The sequence below is a fragment of the Streptomyces sp. NPDC006687 genome (genome assembly GCF_040636215.1).
Taxonomy (GTDB): Bacteria; Actinomycetota; Actinomycetes; order Streptomycetales; family Streptomycetaceae; genus Streptomyces.
This window is the reverse complement of record NZ_JBEYJJ010000008.1, coordinates 94,451-112,357: the sequence shown is the minus strand read 5'-3', so window position 1 is coordinate 112,357 and position 17,907 is coordinate 94,451. Positions and strand designations below refer to the sequence as shown.

Annotated in this window: 19 protein-coding genes; 8 read left to right on the top strand and 11 right to left on the bottom strand. The window is 72.5% G+C overall.

Going from position 1 to position 17,907, the window contains the following annotated elements; genetic code table 11:
- Positions 1-40 precede the first annotated feature (40 nt).
- Both ABZ716_RS12715 and ABZ716_RS12710 read left to right on the top strand, forming a co-directional pair.
- Positions 41-226: a hypothetical protein gene (locus ABZ716_RS12715; RefSeq protein ID WP_351883182.1), complete on the top strand. Its 186-nt coding sequence runs from the start codon at positions 41-43 to the stop codon at positions 224-226.
- Positions 227-381: 155 nt separating this feature from the next.
- Positions 382-834: a nitroreductase family deazaflavin-dependent oxidoreductase gene (locus tag ABZ716_RS12710; protein WP_358958537.1), complete on the top strand. Its 453-nt coding sequence runs from the start codon at positions 382-384 to the stop codon at positions 832-834.
- Here the strand turns inward: ABZ716_RS12710 and ABZ716_RS12705 are convergent.
- Positions 821-1,465 (bottom strand): DUF4386 domain-containing protein, encoded by a 645-nt coding sequence (locus ABZ716_RS12705; protein ID WP_358958534.1) that lies wholly within the window; start codon positions 1,463-1,465, stop codon positions 821-823. The two genes, ABZ716_RS12710 and ABZ716_RS12705, sit on opposite strands and share 14 nt — an antisense overlap.
- Positions 1,466-1,579: 114 nt before the next feature.
- Between ABZ716_RS12705 and ABZ716_RS12700 the strand changes: the two genes are divergently transcribed.
- Positions 1,580-2,236: a TetR/AcrR family transcriptional regulator C-terminal domain-containing protein gene (locus ABZ716_RS12700; protein ID WP_358958532.1), complete on the top strand. Its 657-nt coding sequence runs from the start codon at positions 1,580-1,582 to the stop codon at positions 2,234-2,236.
- Here the strand turns inward: ABZ716_RS12700 and ABZ716_RS12695 are convergent.
- Both ABZ716_RS12695 and ABZ716_RS12690 read right to left on the bottom strand, forming a co-directional pair.
- Positions 2,233-2,784: a GNAT family N-acetyltransferase gene (locus tag ABZ716_RS12695; RefSeq protein WP_358811149.1), complete on the bottom strand. Its 552-nt coding sequence runs from the start codon at positions 2,782-2,784 to the stop codon at positions 2,233-2,235. The genes ABZ716_RS12700 and ABZ716_RS12695 overlap by 4 nt on opposite strands.
- Positions 2,785-2,883: 99 nt before the next feature.
- Positions 2,884-3,441: a hypothetical protein gene (locus ABZ716_RS12690; RefSeq protein WP_358958530.1), complete on the bottom strand. Its 558-nt coding sequence runs from the start codon at positions 3,439-3,441 to the stop codon at positions 2,884-2,886.
- A 320-nt stretch (positions 3,442-3,761) separates the two neighbouring features.
- On the opposite strand from ABZ716_RS12690, the gene ABZ716_RS12685 reads away from it, so the two are divergent.
- Positions 3,762-4,973 (top strand): pyridoxal phosphate-dependent aminotransferase, encoded by a 1,212-nt coding sequence (locus tag ABZ716_RS12685; RefSeq protein ID WP_358811151.1) that lies wholly within the window; start codon positions 3,762-3,764, stop codon positions 4,971-4,973.
- Positions 4,974-5,060: 87 nt separating this feature from the next.
- The gene (locus tag ABZ716_RS12680) at positions 5,061-5,492 is read left to right on the top strand and encodes a hypothetical protein (RefSeq protein WP_358811152.1); all 432 of its coding nucleotides are present in this window, start codon (positions 5,061-5,063) and stop codon (positions 5,490-5,492) included.
- Between the two features lie 95 nt (positions 5,493-5,587).
- Here the strand turns inward: ABZ716_RS12680 and ABZ716_RS12675 are convergent, their stop codons facing one another.
- The 5 genes from ABZ716_RS12675 to ABZ716_RS12655 form a co-directional block, all read right to left on the bottom strand.
- Positions 5,588-6,937: an MATE family efflux transporter gene (locus tag ABZ716_RS12675; protein WP_358958528.1), complete on the bottom strand. Its 1,350-nt coding sequence runs from the start codon at positions 6,935-6,937 to the stop codon at positions 5,588-5,590.
- Positions 6,934-7,485, bottom strand: a complete 552-nt coding sequence (locus tag ABZ716_RS12670) for a hypothetical protein (protein ID WP_358958526.1) — start codon at positions 7,483-7,485, stop codon at positions 6,934-6,936. The genes ABZ716_RS12675 and ABZ716_RS12670 overlap by 4 nt, the downstream gene beginning before the upstream one ends.
- Complete coding sequence (locus ABZ716_RS12665; protein ID WP_358958523.1) at positions 7,424-8,242, bottom strand: DUF692 family multinuclear iron-containing protein; 819 nt, start codon at positions 8,240-8,242, stop codon at positions 7,424-7,426. The genes ABZ716_RS12670 and ABZ716_RS12665 overlap by 62 nt, the downstream gene beginning before the upstream one ends.
- Complete coding sequence (locus ABZ716_RS12660) at positions 8,242-9,393, bottom strand: DUF692 family multinuclear iron-containing protein (protein WP_358811156.1); 1,152 nt, start codon at positions 9,391-9,393, stop codon at positions 8,242-8,244. Before ABZ716_RS12660 ends, ABZ716_RS12665 begins: the two co-directional genes overlap by 1 nt.
- 570 nt (positions 9,394-9,963) lie before the next feature.
- Positions 9,964-10,962 carry a LuxR C-terminal-related transcriptional regulator gene (locus ABZ716_RS12655; RefSeq protein ID WP_358811157.1) on the bottom strand — a complete coding sequence of 333 codons (999 nt, stop codon included), beginning with the start codon at positions 10,960-10,962 and terminating at the stop codon, positions 9,964-9,966.
- Positions 10,963-11,107: 145 nt separating this feature from the next.
- Between ABZ716_RS12655 and ABZ716_RS12650 the strand changes: the two genes are divergently transcribed.
- Positions 11,108-11,473, top strand: coding sequence for a hypothetical protein (locus tag ABZ716_RS12650; RefSeq protein ID WP_358958521.1), 366 nt, complete (start codon positions 11,108-11,110; stop codon positions 11,471-11,473).
- A gap of 110 nt (positions 11,474-11,583) precedes the next feature.
- On the top strand, positions 11,584-11,790 hold the full coding sequence (locus ABZ716_RS12645) for a hypothetical protein (RefSeq protein WP_358811159.1): 207 nt from the start codon (positions 11,584-11,586) through the stop codon (positions 11,788-11,790).
- A 14-nt stretch (positions 11,791-11,804) separates the two neighbouring features.
- Here ABZ716_RS12645 and ABZ716_RS12640 read toward each other — a convergent pair whose 3' ends face one another.
- Together ABZ716_RS12640 and ABZ716_RS12635 are read right to left on the bottom strand one after the other, a co-directional pair.
- Positions 11,805-12,236, bottom strand: coding sequence for a hypothetical protein (locus ABZ716_RS12640; RefSeq protein WP_358811160.1), 432 nt, complete (start codon positions 12,234-12,236; stop codon positions 11,805-11,807).
- Between the two features lie 320 nt (positions 12,237-12,556).
- Positions 12,557-14,386 carry a phosphoenolpyruvate carboxykinase (GTP) gene (locus ABZ716_RS12635; RefSeq protein WP_351883197.1) on the bottom strand — a complete coding sequence of 610 codons (1,830 nt, stop codon included), beginning with the start codon at positions 14,384-14,386 and terminating at the stop codon, positions 12,557-12,559.
- A 220-nt stretch (positions 14,387-14,606) separates the two neighbouring features.
- Here ABZ716_RS12635 and ABZ716_RS12630 point away from each other — a divergent pair, with 220 nt between their 5' ends.
- Positions 14,607-15,293, top strand: coding sequence for a hemolysin III family protein (locus tag ABZ716_RS12630; RefSeq protein WP_355965424.1), 687 nt, complete (start codon positions 14,607-14,609; stop codon positions 15,291-15,293).
- A 527-nt stretch (positions 15,294-15,820) separates the two neighbouring features.
- On the opposite strand, the gene ABZ716_RS12625 is transcribed toward ABZ716_RS12630, so the two are convergent.
- Positions 15,821-17,875: a thioredoxin domain-containing protein gene (locus ABZ716_RS12625; RefSeq protein WP_358958518.1), complete on the bottom strand. Its 2,055-nt coding sequence runs from the start codon at positions 17,873-17,875 to the stop codon at positions 15,821-15,823.
- Positions 17,876-17,907: the final 32 nt, after the last annotated feature.

Here is a 17,907-nt window from a genome sequence, read left to right as displayed (position 1 = left end):
GTCGGAGGATGGGGGCCTGGGGCACCGTAGGAGGTATCCGATGGACAGTGAAACCAACGAGCAGCCCACCCGGTCGGACCGGCTCTTCACCGGTGGTGAGCGGCCGTACGACCCCGAGGACCTGGTGATGGCGACCGGCCACGACCCGACTCCGGAGCGGGTCGAGAAGGCGCGGAAGCTGATCGAGGAGAAGGGTCTGTCCGTGATCGAGCGCTACCTGCCGTAGCCGTATCCGGCCGGACGCTGCTGTGGGCCACGGCCCGGGTTGCCCCCGGGCCGTGGCCCGTTGTCGTCGCGGCGCGCGGCCCGCTGGGCGGGTGCGCCGCATCCGGATCAGGTGAAGGATCGTTAGCCGCAGGGGGGACGCCCTACGGAGGTCAGATGAACAGCGTCGCCGTCGCCGTCGACTGGAACCACCCCGCCGATCCCCGCCCGGGACCGCGGCGGGAGCACGTGCGGACGTACGTGTCGAGCGGTGGCACGGACGGGCACCTGTGGCACGGGGTCCCCACCCTGCTGCTGACCACCCTCGACCGGGCCCGCGGCCGGGCGGTGCGCACCCCGCTGATCTACGGGCGGGACGCGGGCCGGCTGCTGGTGGTGGCCGCCGGGACGGGCGGGCCCCGCCACCCCTCCTGGTACGGGAACCTCGTCGCGCACCCCGAGGTGCGCGTCCAGGTGGGCCCGGACGTCTTCGCGGCCTGGGCGCGGACGGCGGCGCCGCAGGAGCGGGAGACGTACTGGGAGGCGATGACGGCCCTGTGGCCGCTGTTCGACGACTACCGGGAGACCGCCCGGCCGCGGGAGCTCCCGCTGGTGATCATCGAGGGGTGACGGCCGGCCGGAACCCCCTGGCGACGAGCCAGACGGCGAGTGAGACCTCCCAGGCGAACACCGGGAGGGCGGCGAGCGACCCGGGCAGGGAGAGCTGGGCGTAGAGCCCGGACATCACGGCGACGGCCGAGGCGCAGATCAGCGGGCCGCCGGCCAGGCCGAGGACGGCGATGGGCCGGGGCACGAGCCGGGAGCGGTACATGAGCCCGGCGAGCAGGGCGGTGTTCAGTCCGAGGGCGAGGTTGGGGCCGAGCAGGAACGTCCAGTCGTGCACGGCCACCAGCGCCGTGTCGGCGGCGGCCGCCCCGGGCCCGCCCGGCTCGCGGCGCAGGGTGACCAGGGCCAGTACGGCGACGATCCCGAGCAGGATGAGCACCGCCTCCATGACGCGGGCGCAGAGGTAGCCGAGGGCGGCCGTCTGGCCCCAGCGCCGGACCACGGGGAACAGGGTCACGCCGGTGCCGGCCACGGCGGCCACCAGGACCAGCTCGCACAGGGCCCCGAGGACCGCCCGGCCGTCGGCCCCGGCGCCCGCCCCGCCGAGCAGGGGGCGGTAGAGGACCGCCCCGGCGATCGCGGCGACCTCGGTCACCAGGAACAGCACCCCTGCGGTGACGGCGGTTCTTCTCATGGCGTCGGCCCCTCCTCGGCGAAGGTGTACGGCGTACACCTTCGGGTTCCGACCATAGGTGTACGCCGTACACTCGTCAAGGCGTGGACGGACGGACCCGGAGGAGGACCAGGGATGACGCGGCTGAACCGGGAGCGGGTGCTGCGGGCCGCCGTCGCACTCGCCGACGAGGGCGGGATCGAGGCGCTGAGCATGCGCAGGCTGGCGCAGGAGCTGGACGTCGTACCGATGGCGCTCTACAAGCACGTGGCCAACAAGGAGCAGCTGCTCGACGGCATGGTGGACGCCGTCGTCGGGGAGATCGAGCTTGCGGAGCCCGGCTCCGACTGGCGCGAGGCGGTACGCCGGCGGGTGCTGTCGGCCCGGCGGGTGCTGCTGCGCCACCGCTGGGCGTACCGGGTGATCGAGTCGCGGAGCGGGCCGACGCCGGCGGTGCTGGAGTACCTGGACTCGATGATCGGGGTCTTGCGCGACGGCGGGCTCTCCGCCGACCTCGCACACCACGCGATGCACGCGCTGGGCAGCCGCGTCCTGGGCTTCAGCCAGGAGCTGTTCGACACCTCGGGCGGCTCCGCACCCCCGGATCCGGCCCACGCCCTGACCCTGGCCCAGCGCTACCCGCGCATCGCGGAGATGGCCGCGGCGGCCGCGCACGACGGGGGTTCCGTGGTGGGCGGCGGCTGCGACGACCAGTTCGAGTTCGAGTTCGCGCTGGACCTGCTGCTCGACGGGTTCGAGCGGCTCCGCGCGCGGGGGTGGACCTCGGCCTAGACCGGGGCGGCGACCGCGTGGTAGGTGCGGCCGGAGACGGTGTACTCGCCGAGGGGGGTCATACCGAAGGCGTCCACGTGGACCCGCCAGGAGGGGGCGTTGCCCGCCTCGATGAAGGCGACCAGGGCCTCGGCGCGGCCCGCCGCCGCCTCGACGGCCCGCCCGAACAGGCCGCGGGCCACACCGCGCCCGCGGAACGCCGCGTCGACCACCACCGGCCCGTACAGCAGCCACGCCACCTCGCTCAGCGGGCGGCCCCGCCAGAGGAGGTCCGCCTGCGCCCGCAGCAGTCCGGCGACCGCCGCCGGCGGGTCGGCCATGTCTGCCGCCACCGACAGCGCGAGCAGCCCGGCGATCCGGCCGTGGCCGTCGTCGGCCACCAGGAGCTCCCCGGCGGCGGCCATGTCCCGCAGCGTGTCCGCGCCGAAGGAGCCCTGGACGAAGCCCTGCGCGGCGCGCTGCTCTCGGGTCAGGGCGTCGTGGTGGTTGGCGGCGAACAGCCCGGCCAGGGCGGCCGCGTCGGAATCGGTGGCGTAGCGGTAGCGCATGGCGCCGATGCTGCCACGCCGGAGCCCGCCGGGAGCGCCCGCCGGGGCGCGGGATGTCACCTCGCGGGGCGGGCCGGGGCGCCGGGGTGAGGGTGAGGATCAGGTGTTGGTGTTGAGGAAGCCGATGACGACCGCGCCCCACCAGCACACCTGGGAGACCAGCGCGGTGACGCCGCCCCACACCAGCAGCCCGCGGCCGGTCCCGCCCCCGGCGCAGGCGAGGCGGCGGCCCAGCAGGCCCGCCTGGAGGCCGTTCACGGTGAGTGCGGCGACCAGGCCGAGCTTGGTGAGGGTGAGCGGGGAGTGGACGTCGGGGTGCAGCATCAGCCCGCTGACCACGAGCCCGCCGAGGCCGGCCCAGATGGGCACGTGCAGCCGGGCGGTCGCGGCGAGCACCTCCTCCAGGGTGCAGCGGCCGGCGGCCCAGAGCAGTCCGTGGTAGTCAGCGGAGAGCACCGCACCGAAGCCGAGCACCAGGGAGGCCAGGTGCGCGAAGAGCGCGGCGGAGTGCAGGGCCGCGTCGGTCCGCACATGGACGGAGCACCACAGCCCCGCCGCCAGGACGACCAGCGCGCACAGCGCACCCGCCGCCACCGTCCACCAGGAGTCGTACAGGCGGACGGGGCGGGGGGCGATTCTGGCGGCCGGCGAGGACATGGGGGCGTGCTCCGGAAGGGGGAAACGAGCAGGGAAGGCGCGAAAGCAAGGTAAGGCTCACCTAAAGAGCCCCGTCCGTCAATCCGGGTCCAGGAAACGGAACCGTCGACTCGGGCAGCCCGGGGTGACGAGCGCAACACCGGACGACTCCCCCATCCCGTCCCCCACCCGATCCGCAGGCCGGAACGGGCGGGCGGCCGCCGTTTCCAAGGAGCGACGCGGCCCTCACCAGCCCCATCCCGCCAATGGGGACATATCGGCCTCTGATGTCCGGGCCGAATGCCCGAGCGGACAAACAAAGAGGCCCGTAAGCTCCCGTCATGCAGGTGATCCAGTCAACGAAACTCGCCAATGTCTGCTACGAGATCCGCGGACCCGTCCTCGAAGAGGCGATGCGGCTCGAAGCGGCAGGTCATCGCATCCTCAAGCTCAACACCGGCAACCCCGCGGCCTTCGGCTTCGAGTGCCCGCCGGAGATCCTTGAGGACATGCTCCGCAACCTGGGCCACGCCCACGGCTACGGGGACGCGAAGGGCCTGCTGTCGGCCAGGCGCGCGGTCATGCAGCACTACCAGACCAAGGGCATCGAGCTCGGCGTCGAGGACATCTACCTCGGCAACGGCGTCTCCGAGCTGATCCAGATGTCGATGCAGGCGCTGCTCGACGACGGCGACGAGGTGCTGGTCCCGGCCCCCGACTACCCGCTGTGGACGGCGTCCGTCAGCCTGGCGGGCGGCACGGCCGTGCACTACCGGTGCGACGAGCAGTCCGACTGGATGCCCGACCTGGCGGACATCGAGCGCAAGATCACCGACCGCACCAAGGCGCTCGTGATCATCAACCCGAACAACCCGACCGGCGCCGTCTACGACGACGAGATGCTGCGCGGGCTCACGGACATCGCGCGCCGCCACAACCTGATCGTCTGCTCCGACGAGATCTACGACCGGATCCTCTACGACGGCGCCACGCACACCAACACCGCCACCATCGCCCCGGACCTGCTGGTCCTGACCTTCAACGGGCTGTCGAAGAACTACCGCGTGGCCGGCTACCGGGCCGGCTGGATGGCCGTCTGCGGCCCCAAGAAGCACGCCGCCTCGTACATCGAGGGCCTGACCATCCTGGCCAACATGCGCCTGTGCGCGAACATGCCCTCGCAGCACGCGGTGGCCACCGCGCTCGGCGGCCGGCAGTCGATCGTGGACCTGGTGCTGCCGGGCGGGCGGCTGCTGGAGCAGCGCGACACCGCGTACGAGCTGTTGACGCAGATCCCGGGCGTCACGTGCGTGAAGCCCAAGGGCGCGCTGTACCTGTTCCCACGGCTGGACCCGTCCGTCTACAAGATCAAGGACGACCGGCAGATGGTCCTGGACCTGCTGCGGGCCGAGAAGATCATGGTCGTGCACGGCACGGGCTTCAACTGGCCCGAGCCCGACCACTTCCGGATCGTGACGCTGCCCAACGCGAAGGACCTCGCGGACGCCGTCACCCGCATCGGCCGCTTCCTGGACGGCTACGGCCAGCACTGATCCGGCCCGTCCCAGAGTCCGGATGCAGCTCAACTTTAGAACCGATCCAAGGTAGGATGGTCTCCTGACCCGCAGGAGGCCATCCCCATGTACGAGCCGATCCGCTCCAAGCCGGCCGTCCACGTCGTGGACGGCAGCCCTCGCGCACCCCAGTACCCGCGGAGCAGCCGCGGCGAAGCCCTCGACACCCAGCTGGCCGGACACCTCGCGGCCCTGCTCGCCGTCACCGACGAGCTCGGCCTGGAGGACGGCGCCGCCGCCCGCATCGCGGAGCAGGTGGCCCGCCTGCGCGGCTCCCAGCCGGTCCGCATCGCCTATCCGGCCCTGCCCGAGGGCGCCGACACCGCCACCCTGCACCGGCGCGCCCACGACCTCGCGGCCCGCGCCCTCCTCGTCGCCGCCTCCCGCGCCGACACCGCCGTGGCCATCCTCGCCGCCCAGCGCATGGACGCCCACGCCGCGGCCGCCCGGTCGGCCTCTGCCCGTCCCCTGGCCCTGCGGGCCGGGGAGACCCCCTAGACGGCCCCGGTCCGGCGCCGCGGAGGCCCCGGACCGGGAGCCACACCTCCGCGGACCCCACCGGCCGGCGCCCCCGGGGGCGGCCGGCTCCCGGCCTATCCCTTGACCGGGAGGGCGCGGGCCCGCGCTCCGGCCACCTCGGCTCCGGCCGGCGGCCCGGCCCGGCCGTCCGCCGACGACCCGCGCAGCAGCCGGTAGTTGACCGCGCAGCCCAGCACGATGCCCGACCAGGCCAGGGCCGCGTTGTCCGTCAGCAGGCCCGCGAGGAACACCGGCAGGGCGATGCCGAACTCCTGGATCAGGCGCAGGCGCAGCACCACCCCGAAACGGTCCGCCGCCTTGTGCCGGCCTTCGGCGGTAGCGGCCAGCAGCCGGAAGGGGAAGGCGGCGGCCTGAGCGGCCATCAGCCAGCTGAACCACGTGGCGGCCGAGCCGTGCAGGCCGTAGAACCCCGGCAGCACCGTCCAGGCCGCGCTCGCGACGAGGACGCAGACGGCCCCGCTGACGGCCAGGACACCCGCGCGGAGGTTCCGCCATTCCCGGTCGGAGGGGGCGGCGCCCTTGCAGACCATGCCGGTCGCGTTGACCAGGGCGGTGAGCGGGATGTGCAGCGTCGCCGTGAGGACCGCCCCGGCCGAGAAGGCGGCGAGCCGGTCCCCCCACGAGGCCCTGAGGGTCAGCGCGAGGACCAGGAGCAGTTCGAAGCCGATCACCGAGAGCATGTGCCCCCACTCCGTCGCCATGCTGCGCGCCACCTGGCGCAGCCAGCACACGCTCTCGCGGAGCCGGAGGGGCAGGGAGAGGTGGTCGCGCAGCAGCCATACGGTGACGGCGCATTCGAGGGCGGCGATGACGGAGGTGGCGGCGTAGGCTCCCGCGAATCCGAGCCCGGCCCCGTGGACGAAGAACCAGTCGAGGGCGCCGTTGGCGGCGACGGCCACGGCGTACAGGATCAGGAGCGGACGCGAACGCCCGAGCGCGAACAGCGCCATGGCACCGACGAACTGGGCCAGGCGTACCGGGGCGGCGATCAGCAGCCACACCAGGGCCGAGCGCGCGTCGCCGCGGATGCCCGGTGCGGCGACCAGGGTGTCCACGAGGTACGGCAGCACGGCCAGGCCGGCCACCGCGATGAGCAGCCCGGCGGCCGTGGCGCCGACGAGGCCGCCCTGCACCGCCCGCCGGCGGGCGTGTGCGGACACGGCCCCGGCCACGGACAGTCCGACGACGGGGCCCATGGCCATGGCGGTGATCGCGTCGAGGAGGAGCAGGCGCTGCGGTACGGCGGCGGCGGCCACGGCCTGTTCGCCCAGGGTGCTGATCACCCACAGGTCGGTCTGGGCGATGGCCTGGCCCATGACGGACGCCACCACCATGGGGCCCATCAGGGCGAGCACGCGCCGGCCCAGCGACGGGACGGGGCGGGGGGCGGCCGCGCCCGTCACAGCGGGCTCCAGTCGAGGACGGCGAAGTCGCCGGAAGGGGAGAGCGACCACCGGATGCCCGGCTCCGGCTCCAGTGCGGGCACCTCGGCGAGCTTCACGCGGCCGCGTTCCAGGGGCGCGTGCCCCTTGAGCGCGACGACGACCTTGGGGGCGGTGGTCCCGGTGGTGAGGGCGAGGCCCCGCTGCCGGTGCTCCGGTGAGGCGAACCAGCGTGCGGCCGAGGCGGCGAGCAGTTCGATGTGGTCCTGCGTCCGCAGGGCCGCGCCCCCACCGCCGGGACCTTCGAGGTACTCGAGGAAGTGCAGGTGCATCCGCCAGTCCAGCCTCCGGCCGGCGGCCACCGCCCACTCCAGGAAGCCCTCGTAGAGCTCGCTCGTCTCCGGCAGGCGGGCGGCCAGCAGCGGGATGCGGTCGAAGAGCTGGTGCCAGCGGATGCGGAGCGATTCCGTGGCGATCAGCCGGTCACGGGAGCCCGGGGCGAGGGAGTCACGTGCGGTGGGGCTGATGCAGGCGTCGAGCCGCGACGACTGCGGCGCGCGTACGGTCAAGGTCCGTTCTCCATTCGTCCAGGTCGTGGTTGGCGTCGCGTTCGACGACGAGCGTGGCGTCCGGTGCGGCGCGGCCGGCGAACAGCTCCACCAGGGCGAGGGTCTCGTCGCTGACGGGGGCGTCGTGGCTGTCGACGATGAGCGAGGGGGCCGCCGGCGAGGGGCCGTAGCCGGCCAGGTGGAACCGCCGGCCCACCCCCGGCACGTCGGCCCAGGCCGCGGCGGGCTGCCCGGTGTTGAGCTGGGCCACCATCGCGTTGGAGACGTCCATGAGGACCTCGCACCCGGTGGCTTCGGTGAGTTCGGCGTAGGCGCGGGCCTGGGGGATGCGGGAGGAAGTCTGCGAGGGGAAGTTCTCCACGGCCAGGACGGTGCCGAGCTCCTCCTGCCAGGCGCGCACGGAGTCGATCACCGGCTGCCAGGAGGCGTAGTCCACCTCCTGGGCCAGCGGCAGCGGCTGGCCGTTGTGGGAGAAGTGGGCGATGTGGTCGCTGACGTAGAGCAGGCCGCAGTCCGCCTGCCACCGGTTGACCAGGTCCAGGTAGTGGTCCAGGCGCGCCCGGTCCGGGTCGAGGAACCGGGAGAGCATGATGTGGCAGCCGACCGGAAGGTCGCCGACCGTGCGGCGGAACTCCTTCGGATCCAGGTGGGCGAAACCGTCGATCAGGACCTCGACGAAGTCGATGTGGCCGGAGTCGCGCAGGGCGCAGGCCAGGTCGAGGGTGTCGGGCGAGGTCACGTTGACACCGATCAGCATCAGCGCAGCTTCTCCTTGGCGTAGGCCAGCAGGTCCTGCGGGGCGCTGACCGCGCCGGGGCGTTCGGCCGGCGGGATCTCGTCGAGGTTGAGGACGATGCGCTTGCCGCGGGCGCGGACGTCCTCCACCCACTGGTCGAACAGGTCGGCGTAGGACAGGCCGCGCTGTTCGGTGGCCTGGGCGAGGCCGGGGATCCAGCCGTTGCAGAGCTGGCGCAGGTAGGCGCGGCAGTAGGGGACGCCGTAGTCGTGCGGCTCGCCCTCCGCGGCTCCCGCGATGCGCCGCCGGTGCCGCTCCAGGACCGATTCGGCCCGGGCGAAATCGGCGTAGTACAGGTCGGCGCGGTCCGTCCAGGTGAGGTCCGCGTGCTCGACGATCACGGTGACGGGCTCGGTCTCCGTGATCAGCCGCTGGTCCAGCACGGTGTCCAGCAGCGACCACACACCTTCGTGGACGGCTTCGGAGTGCCCGTCGTGAAGGGTCCCGTCCCGTCCGGTGCGGACGCCCGACAGGTGCAGTTCGACCACCTGCGACCAGGGGACGGCACCGAGCAGTACCTCGACGGGGACACCGCAGTTGACGGCGTCGATGTAGAGGTGGGCCAGGTCGACGATGAGGCCGGAGCCGGTGTTCTCGCAGATGCGCGTGACCGCCTGCCAGGCGTCCAGGATGCCCCGGGCGGAGGCGGAGTAGCAGTTGGCGTTCTCCACCCAGACGGGCAGGCCCGAGGTCCGGTGGAGGTCGCTGAGGAAGCGGACGGCGCGCGCCTCTTCCTCCTTGGTGCCGGTGAAGTAGGAGTGGAGTCCGAAGGATCCGCCGCCCAGGGCCCGGTCGCCGGTGACGTGGACTCCGATGGAGGTCGGCTTGTTGCGGCGGGTGGCCGACTGCTCCATCACGTAATCGATGTAGCGGGCCTGTTCCCGCGGGCCTTCGCAGATCGCCGTACGCCCGAGGTGGAGGGAGAATTCCGGGACCGCCGGCACCTCGTCGAGGCCCTCCCATTTCCGCCATTCGTTGAACCCGAATTCCAGGAAGGGGTTCTCGCCCATGAGCGAGAGCCTCCGGGACGGGTCCGGGTCGAGAAATCCCGGAGTGAACGCCCCGCCCACGCGGAGCAGGTCGTCACGGACCGGCTGGACCGTCGTCTGCATTTCTTTTCCTCTCCCCCCGGTTTCCGGGTGCGGGTACGGCGGGGGCGCGCTCCGTCTCCGGAGCGCGCCCACACAATTGCTCAGCCCTTGTTGTAGCTGCCGCAGGTCAGAGCCTCGGCCATGACCTCGATGTCCTGGATGTCGATCATTTGCGTTCACCTCCTCGCACGGTCGCGATGCGCCGGCTGTTGTCCGCCGCAGGCTTCAACCTGCCCGCGTTCAGCCCTTGTTGTAGCTGCCGCAGGTCAGCGCCTCGGCCATGACCTCGATGTCCTGGATGTCGATCATTTCGTTCACCTCCATTTCCGGATGTGGCGTCGGGTGGAGCGAAGGCTTTTTCAGATCCCCTTTCCGGGGCCCGAGTTCCGCCTTTTCGGCCGGTCTTCCCTGCCGATGCCTCTACTGTGCCGGTTCTCCAAGGCCACTGGAAGGACTTTCCGGTGGACGGATTCTGCAATGGCATATCCCGTCCACCGCCACCTGGACGGAAAGGGACGGAGGACGACGAAAGCCGCGCCCCGGGAGGGGACGCGGCTTCGTGAAGGGGGCCGGAAGCGGCCGGGGGCGGGCTCAGACGCGCGTGGCGGGCAGCCAGCCGTTCTGGACGGCGTGCGCGCCGGCCTGGAAGCGGCTGCGGGCCTCCAGCGCCTCCATGAGTTCGGCGGCGATGCGGCGGGCGGTGCGCGGGGAGACGCCGAGGCGCTTGGCGATGGCCTCGTCCGTGAGCCCCTGGAGGAGCATGTGGAGGGACTCGCGGTGCTGGCGGGTCAGCCCGTCCATGTTGCGTTCCACGGCGGTGCCCAAGGGGTTGGCGCTCTGCCAGACGCTCTCGAACAGGGCGCAGAGCGCGGCGATGGGGCCCTCGTAGCTCAGGACGACCGCGCCGGTCTGGGCGTCGTCGGTGTCGAGGGGGAGGACGGCCTCGCGGCGGTCCGAGACGATCATCCGTACCGGCAGGGTGGGGGCCGTGCGCACCTGGCCGCCGTGGCGGTGCAGCCAGTCCACGTGGTCCAGGGTGGGCTGGTGGTTGCGGACGCTGTCGAGGTAGACGGTGCGCATGGTGATGCCCCGGTCCAGGAGCGCGGCGTTGGGGCCGCGGCTGGCTTCGAGGTCGGCGGCGGTGTGGGCGCCGCCGGGCGCGAAGGTCATGATCTCGTGGCGGGTGTTGGCGGCCAGCCGGGCCAGCCGGTCACGTATCTCCTCGGGCCCCCGCAGGCTCTCGACGCCGGCGGTGGCGCCGCGCCGGCGCAAGGAGGAGCATTCGGCGATGAGCTGCGCGGCGGCGGCCCGCGACGCCTCCACCTTCTGCTGGTGGGCGGCCAGTTCGGCCTGCTGGCGGGCGAGCAGCAGTTCCATGGCGTCCTCGGGGTCCAGCGGACGGAACCCGATGCCTTCCCGGGAGGAGGGCTGGACCAGTGCGAGGCGGCTGAGCCGGTCGAGGCAGGCGCGCAAGTCGCCCTCGGGAAGCGCGAGCCGCTGGGAGAGGGCGCTCACCCCGTCGTCGGGATGGGCGAGGAGTGCCCGGTAGACGCGTTCCGCTTCCGCGTCGAGTCCCAGCAGTTCCAGCATGGTGATGCCCCCAGGTGTCCGTGCACGTGCGCCTGAGGGGAACTATACGAACGCTTGAAGCGTGCCTGGTCGTTTCCTGTTGTGGCATAAACAGTCCCCCGTCCCGGTCTGTACCGCGAGGGCCGGCCGCGCACAGGATGGCCGTATGTATCTCGTGCACGCCCGGCTCCGGGCCCCGGATCACACTCCCCTTCCCGAGGACGCGGCGCAGCTGTTCCTCGGTTGCGCGCTGGAGGGCGAGGGCCTGGAACACGTCAGCGCGCACGGGGACGCGGCGGACGGTCCGGTGCTGGGCTTCTACCTGACCGCGTCCTCGCTCGCCCTCGCCGAGCGGACCGCGTCGGCCGTCTGCCACCGGGCGCTCCTCGCGCACCCCTCGCTCGGAGAGGTGGATGTGGTGTCCTTCGGCGCGGCCCTGGTCCCGCAGTTCTGGGACGGACTGCTGGACTCCGATGGACGGGATATGCAGATGCAGGATCCGTCCACCGCGAACCCCTTCCACCCGTTCTGAAGCGTCAGCAGAGTAGGGGCATCGGCCGGGGGAACCGGCCGGGACCGAAAGCCGGGCTGCTGCCCGGGAACACAGCTGAAGCGATTGTGCTCAGGGGGAAACCGATGTCCATGCTCGCCACTCGCATCGCCAAGACCGTGGCCGCGGCCGTCATCGCCGTCGGCGCTCTGGGCGCGGCGCATTCCGTCACCGCCGGGGAGCCCTCGCAGGCGCACCGCGTCTCCGCCTCCGGGTCCGAGACGGGCGTGACCATTCCGCTCGACCAGTCCGTCACGGGCCACCAGGCGGGGCGCACGGACGTCACCTGGGGCCACTGACGGCGCGGAGGGCCTCAGCCCTGGGGGCCGCCCTCCCGCTCCACCCCCGCGACCCCGCACCACGGCGCCGTCGCGGGGTCCCACACCGGGCCCACGGCCTCCGTCCGGGCGGGCGGGGCGGCCGGGGCGAGGCCCGGCAGGAGGACCAGGGACTGAGCGGTGCGGGCGCCGTCCGCGCCCCCGCCCTCCGGCGCGGGCCGGCGGTCGCGGAACTCGACCGTGACCAGGTACGAGCCCTCCCCGCCGCCGGCCTCCACCGCCGCCAGGACCCGTTTGCTCGCCGGGTCGATGCGGCAGTCGGTGACCCGCACCCGCGGGGGCGCGGCGGCCGCGGCGGCCGGACGGGAAGGGCTGCTGGCCCAGACGTACAGGCCCAAGGGGGCGAACACCAGGAGGCCGGCCAGGCCCATGAGGCCGACCACCCACCCCTGCCATTTCAGTGCCATGCCTGTGATCCTCCCGGCACACCACCCGCCCCGCCAGCACCCGCCCACTCACACAGCATTTCGAAGCGGAACCGCCGGGGCGCCGGCCGGCGGGGCGCGAACGCCTGACGGCGGACCTCCAGGACAGGGAGGTCCGCCGTCAGCAGACGCACACGGCCGGGTGGTGACGGGCGGCGGCCGGGACAGTGGCCGGGCGCCCGTCGTCCAGGCGTGTGCTGCTCCGGGAAAGCCTTGGTCGGGGATTCCCACAGCGGTGGGAGAACCTTGGTCGGGGACTCCCACGTTCAGGTGGCCTGCGGCACGGGGCGCAGGCGTCGGGCTCAGCCCAGGCGCTCGACGAGCGCGTGGTACTGCTCCCACAGCTCCTTCGGCGTGTGCTCGCCGTAGGTGTTGAGGTGCTCGGGCACCAGGGCGGCCTCCTCGCGCCACACGTCCTTGTCGACGGTGAGCAGGAAGTCGAGGTCCTCGTCGGAGATGTCGAGGCCGTCGAGGTCGAGGGCGGCCTTGGTCGGCAGGACGCCGATCGGGGTCTCGACGCCCTCGGCGCTGCCGTCGAGGCGGCCGACGATCCACTTCAGGACGCGGCTGTTCTCGCCGAAGCCGGGCCACACGAACTTGCCCGCGTCGTTCTTGCGGAACCAGTTCACGTAGTAGATCTTCGGGAGCTTGCTCTGGTCCTTGTCGGCCGCGACCTTGACCCAGTGGGCCATGTAGTCGCCCATGTTGTAGCCGCAGAACGGCAGCATCGCGAAGGGGTCGCGGCGCAGCTCGCCGACCTTGCCCTCGGCGGCGGCGGTCTTCTCGGAGGCGATGTTCGAGCCGATGAAGACGCCGTGGTTCCAGTCGAAGGACTCGGTGACCAGCGGGACGGCGGAGGCGCGGCGGCCGCCGAAGAGGATCGCGGAGATCGGGACGCCCTTGGGGTCCTCCCACTCGGGGGCGATCGTCGGGCACTGCGACGCAGGGACGGCGAAGCGGGCGTTGGGGTGGGCGGCCGGGGCGTCGGACTCGGGGGTCCACCGGTTGCCGCGCCAGTCGATGAGCTCGGCCGGGGGCTCCTCGGTCATGCCCTCCCACCACACGTCACCGCCGTCGGGGGTGAGCGCGACGTTGGTGAAGACGGTGTTGGCGTACATCGTCTTCATGGCGTTGGCGTTGGTGTGCTCGCCGGTGCCGGGCGCGACGCCGAAGAAGCCGGCCTCGGGGTTGATCGCGTAGAGGCGGCCGTCCTCGCCGAAGCGCATCCAGGCGATGTCGTCGCCGATGGTCTCGACCGTCCAGCCGGGGATGGTCGGCTCCAGCATGGCGAGGTTGGTCTTGCCGCAGGCCGACGGGAACGCGGCCGCGACGTAACGGGCTTCACCGGCCGGCGGGGTGAGCTTGAGGATCAGCATGTGCTCGGCGAGCCAGCCCTCGTCACGGGCCATGACGGAGGCGATGCGCAGGGCGTAGCACTTCTTGCCGAGCAGGGCGTTGCCGCCGTAGCCGGAGCCGTACGACCAGATCTCGCGGGTCTCGGGGAAGTGCGAGATGTACTTGGTGGTGTTGCAGGGCCACGGCACGTCGGCCTCGCCCTCGGCGAGCGGAGCGCCGAGGGTGTGGACGGCCTTGACGAAGAAGCCGTCGGTGCCGAGCTCGTCGAGGACGGCCTTGCCCATGCGGGTCATGGTGCGCATGGCGACCGCGACGTAGGCGGAGTCGGTGATCTCGACGCCGATCGCGGAGAGCTCGGAGCCCAGGGGGCCCATGCAGAAGGGCACGACGTACATCGTGCGGCCCTTCATGGAGCCGCGGAAGATGCCCTTCTCGCCCGCGAAGAGCTCCTTCATCTCGGAAGGGGCCTTCCAGTGGTTGGTCGGGCCCGCGTCCTCCTCCTTCTCGGAGCAGATGAAGGTCCGGTCCTCGACGCGCGCGACGTCGGAGGGGTCGGAGGCGGCGTAGTACGAGTTGGGGCGCTTGGTCTCGTCGAGCTTCTTGAACGTGCCCTTGGCGACGAGCTCCTCGCACAGGCGCTCGTACTCGGCTTCGGAACCGTCGCACCAGACGACGCGGTCGGGCTGGGTGATCGCCGCGATCTCGTCGACCCAGGAGATCAGCTCCTGGTGCGTCGTCGGGAGGGAAGGGGTGGGAGCCGCGTTGTCGCGCGCCACGATTGCTCCTTGTTGAGGGGTGTGTTTGGTGTATGCCCCGTGGGGGCCGCGACCCGGACGCTTCGCGCTCCGCTCATCCGGTGTCGACCGCACTCATCTGATCATCGGGTGCGTGTGCGCATATGTCCAGGGGGCCTCTCACGTGAGCATCGCCACGTCGGTCAATCTTCCGTAAAGAGGACTAACGGAAACCTACGGACCCGTAGGTAGCATGACGACCATGACTTCTGACGCCGCTGCCGTAGCGGCCGCCCCCGCCGGACCGGCAGCTCCGGAGGACAAGCCGCTGATGCGCGGCTGGCTGCACACCGGAATGTTCCCGGCCGTGGTGGTCGCGGGCCTCGCGCTGATGGCCTTCACCGACACGACGCGGGCGCGGGTCGCCTGCGGGGTCTATGTCCTCACCGCCTGCCTGCTCTTCGGGGTCAGCGCCGTCTACCACCGCGGCACCTGGGGCCCGCGCGGCGAGGCCGTCCTGCGCCGGCTCGACCACGCCAACATCTTCCTGATCATCGCGGGCACCTACACCCCGCTCACCGTCCTGCTGCTGCCGGACTCCACCGGGCGGACCCTGCTGTGGGCGGTCTGGATCGCGGCCGCCGCCGGCATCGCCTTCCGCGTCTTCTGGGTCGGCGCCCCGCGCTGGCTCTACACCCCCTGCTACATCGCGATGGGCTGGGCCGCCGTCTTCTTCCTGCCGGACTTCCTGCGCACCGGCGGGATCGCGGTGCTGGTCCTGGTGATCGCCGGGGGCCTGCTGTACAGCGTGGGCGGTGTCATCTACGGAATGAAGCGTCCCAATCCCTCCCCTCGCTTCTTCGGGTTCCATGAGGTCTTCCACTCCCTGACCCTCGCGGCCTTCGTGGCCCACTACGTCGGCATCTCGCTCGCCGCCTACTCGCACTGAGCGGCGGCGGGCCCGTCGCCGGGAGTTCCGTGCTGTCCACAGCGAACGAAGGTGACGGCCGCGCACGGCGGAGGGCACGCGCCGCCCCGGCATCTCACCCTCGCGATACGCGGCGTTGGGCCGAGTGGCCCGTCCGGCGACGCCCAGGGGCAGCGGGCCTCGGCGGTCTTGCGCACCTCGCCGGGAAGGCCGCCGGGACGCCGGCCGTGGTGTCGTTGACGACCATCATCGGCAGGTCCGCGCACCGCTGGTCGGGTCCGGGGAGTGGGTGACCGCCGCCGGACGGATCAACTCCGCCGTGGCGAGCGGCCATGGTGGTTCGGCCGCGGGCAGGGCACCACCGCGAGGAGCACGGCGGCCAGGGCCGGCCGCGCGAGCGCGCGCCCGGGCCGCGGCGGACCACCGGCGGACGGCCGGGAGCAGGACCGCGCCCGCCGGCCCGCCCAGCGGCGGGGCGGTGTCGTACACCGGGACGCCGTCCTGCCGTCCTGGCGTCCGCCGACCGAACTGACGCTACCGCGCTCCCCTCACGGATGAACCACGCCCAACTGCTCCGCCAGCTCGGCGGGATCGGTGGTGGGCCGCGCGCAGACGAAGTGCCGGCACACGTACGCCGTGGGAAGGTCGCCTACGCGCGTGCGCTCGGCCAGCAGGGGGAACTCCCCTCCGCTGCCGTCCTCCGCGCGGGGCGGCCCGGCCGCCACCACCGCCCCGGGGGCCGTCCCCAGCAAGGCGGTGCGGTGCAGGGCCCGCGTCGCCGGATCGTCCGGGTCCCCCACGACGGCCACTTCGCGCGGCCCGTCCACGAGCGCCTCCGCCACGGACAGCCCGTGCCCGATGAAGCGCGGGACGCGCGGCCCGAGGGCGTGCACCACCGCGAGCGCCCGCTCGGCCGCCTCTCGGTGGGGCGAGGAGCCGGTGTGCGCGGCGTACGAGAGCAGCGCGCCCGCGGCGGCCGTCCAGCCGGAGGGCGCGGCGGTGTCGGTGGGGTCCTGGGGGCGTCGGATCAGCTGCTCGGCGTCGTGCGCGGTGTCGTACAGCGACCCGTCCTCGGCGGTGAACTGGGCCAGCACCAGGTCGAGGAGGAACCCGGCGAACTCCAGCCACACCCCCTCCCCGGTGACGGCGGCCAGGGTCAGGAACCCCTCGGCGACGTCCCCGTAGTCCTCCAGCACCCCCGCGTTGGCCCCGGCCCGGCCGTCCTTGCTGGTCCGCGCCAGCCGAGCCCTGCCGTCCATGTGCACCCGTACCAGCAGGTCGGCCGCCTCGATGGCCCGCTCGACCAGGTCCGGCCGCTCGAAGAAGGCCCCGCACTCGGCGAGGGCGGCGATGGCCAGCCCGTTCCAGGCGGCGACGACCTTGTCGTCCCGTCCGGGCGCGGGCCTCCGGCCGCGCGCTTCGAGCAGCCGCTCCCTGATCGAGGCCAGCCGGGCGGCCTCCACCACGGGCCCGTCCTGCGGCAGTTGCAGCACCGACTTGCCGTGCTCGAAGGTGCCCTCCTCGGTGACCCCGAAGTACGCGGCGGCGAGCTCCCCGTCCGCCTCCCCGAGCACCTCGGCCAGCTGGGCCGGGGTCCAGGCGTAGTACGCCCCCTCGACGTGCCGCCCGCTGCCCTCCTCCTCGCTGTCGGCGTCGAGCGCGGAGGCGAACCCGCCCTCCCCGGTGCGCAGCTCCCGCACCATGAAGTCGGCGGTCTCCAGCGCGACCCGCCGCGCGAGACCGGACCCGGTGGCCCGCCACAGATGCGCGTACACCCGGCACAGCAGGGCGTTGTCGTAGAGCATCTTCTCGAAGTGCGGCACGACCCACTCCCGGTCCACGGAGTACCGCGCGAACCCCCCGCCGAGCTGGTCGTAGATCCCGCCGCGGGCCATGGCCTCGCAGGTGTCGGCGGCCATCTGGAGGGCCCCCTCGGACCCGGTCCGGGCGTGGTGGCGCAGCAGGAACTCCAGCACCATCGACGGCGGGAACTTCGGCGCCCCGCCGAACCCCCCGCGCACGGCGTCGTACTCCCGCGTCAGCCCGAGCAGAGCCCGCCCCAGCTCCTCGGCCCCGGGCACCCCGGCCTTCCCGTAGTCCAGCTGCCGCCCGGCCAGATCCCCCACGATCCGCCGCGCCACCTCCCCGACCTCCTCCCGCCGCCCGACCCAGGCGCCCCGCACCCCTTCGAGCACCTGCATGAAGGAGGGCATCCCGTGCCGGGGCTCGGGCGGGAAGTAGGTCCCGAAGTAGAAGGGCTCGGCATCAGGCGTGAGAAACACGGTCATGGGCCACCCGCCCTGCCCGGTCGCCGCCTGCACGGCCTCCATGTAGACCGCGTCGACATCGGGCCGCTCTTCGCGGTCGACCTTGATGTTGACGAAGTGCTCGTTCATGTAGGCGGCGGTGAGCTCGTCCTCGAAGCTTTCGGCTTCGAACACATGGCACCAGTGGCAACTCGAATACCCCACACTGAGCAGCACCGGCACCCCCCGCTCCCGCGCCTCGGCGAACGCCTCCGGCGACCAGGGCCACCAGTCGACCGGGTTGTGCGCGTGCTGGAGCAGATACGGCGAGGTCTCGTTCGCGAGGCGGTTCGGCATAATCCCATCCTGCCCCACCGCCCGGTTCCCGC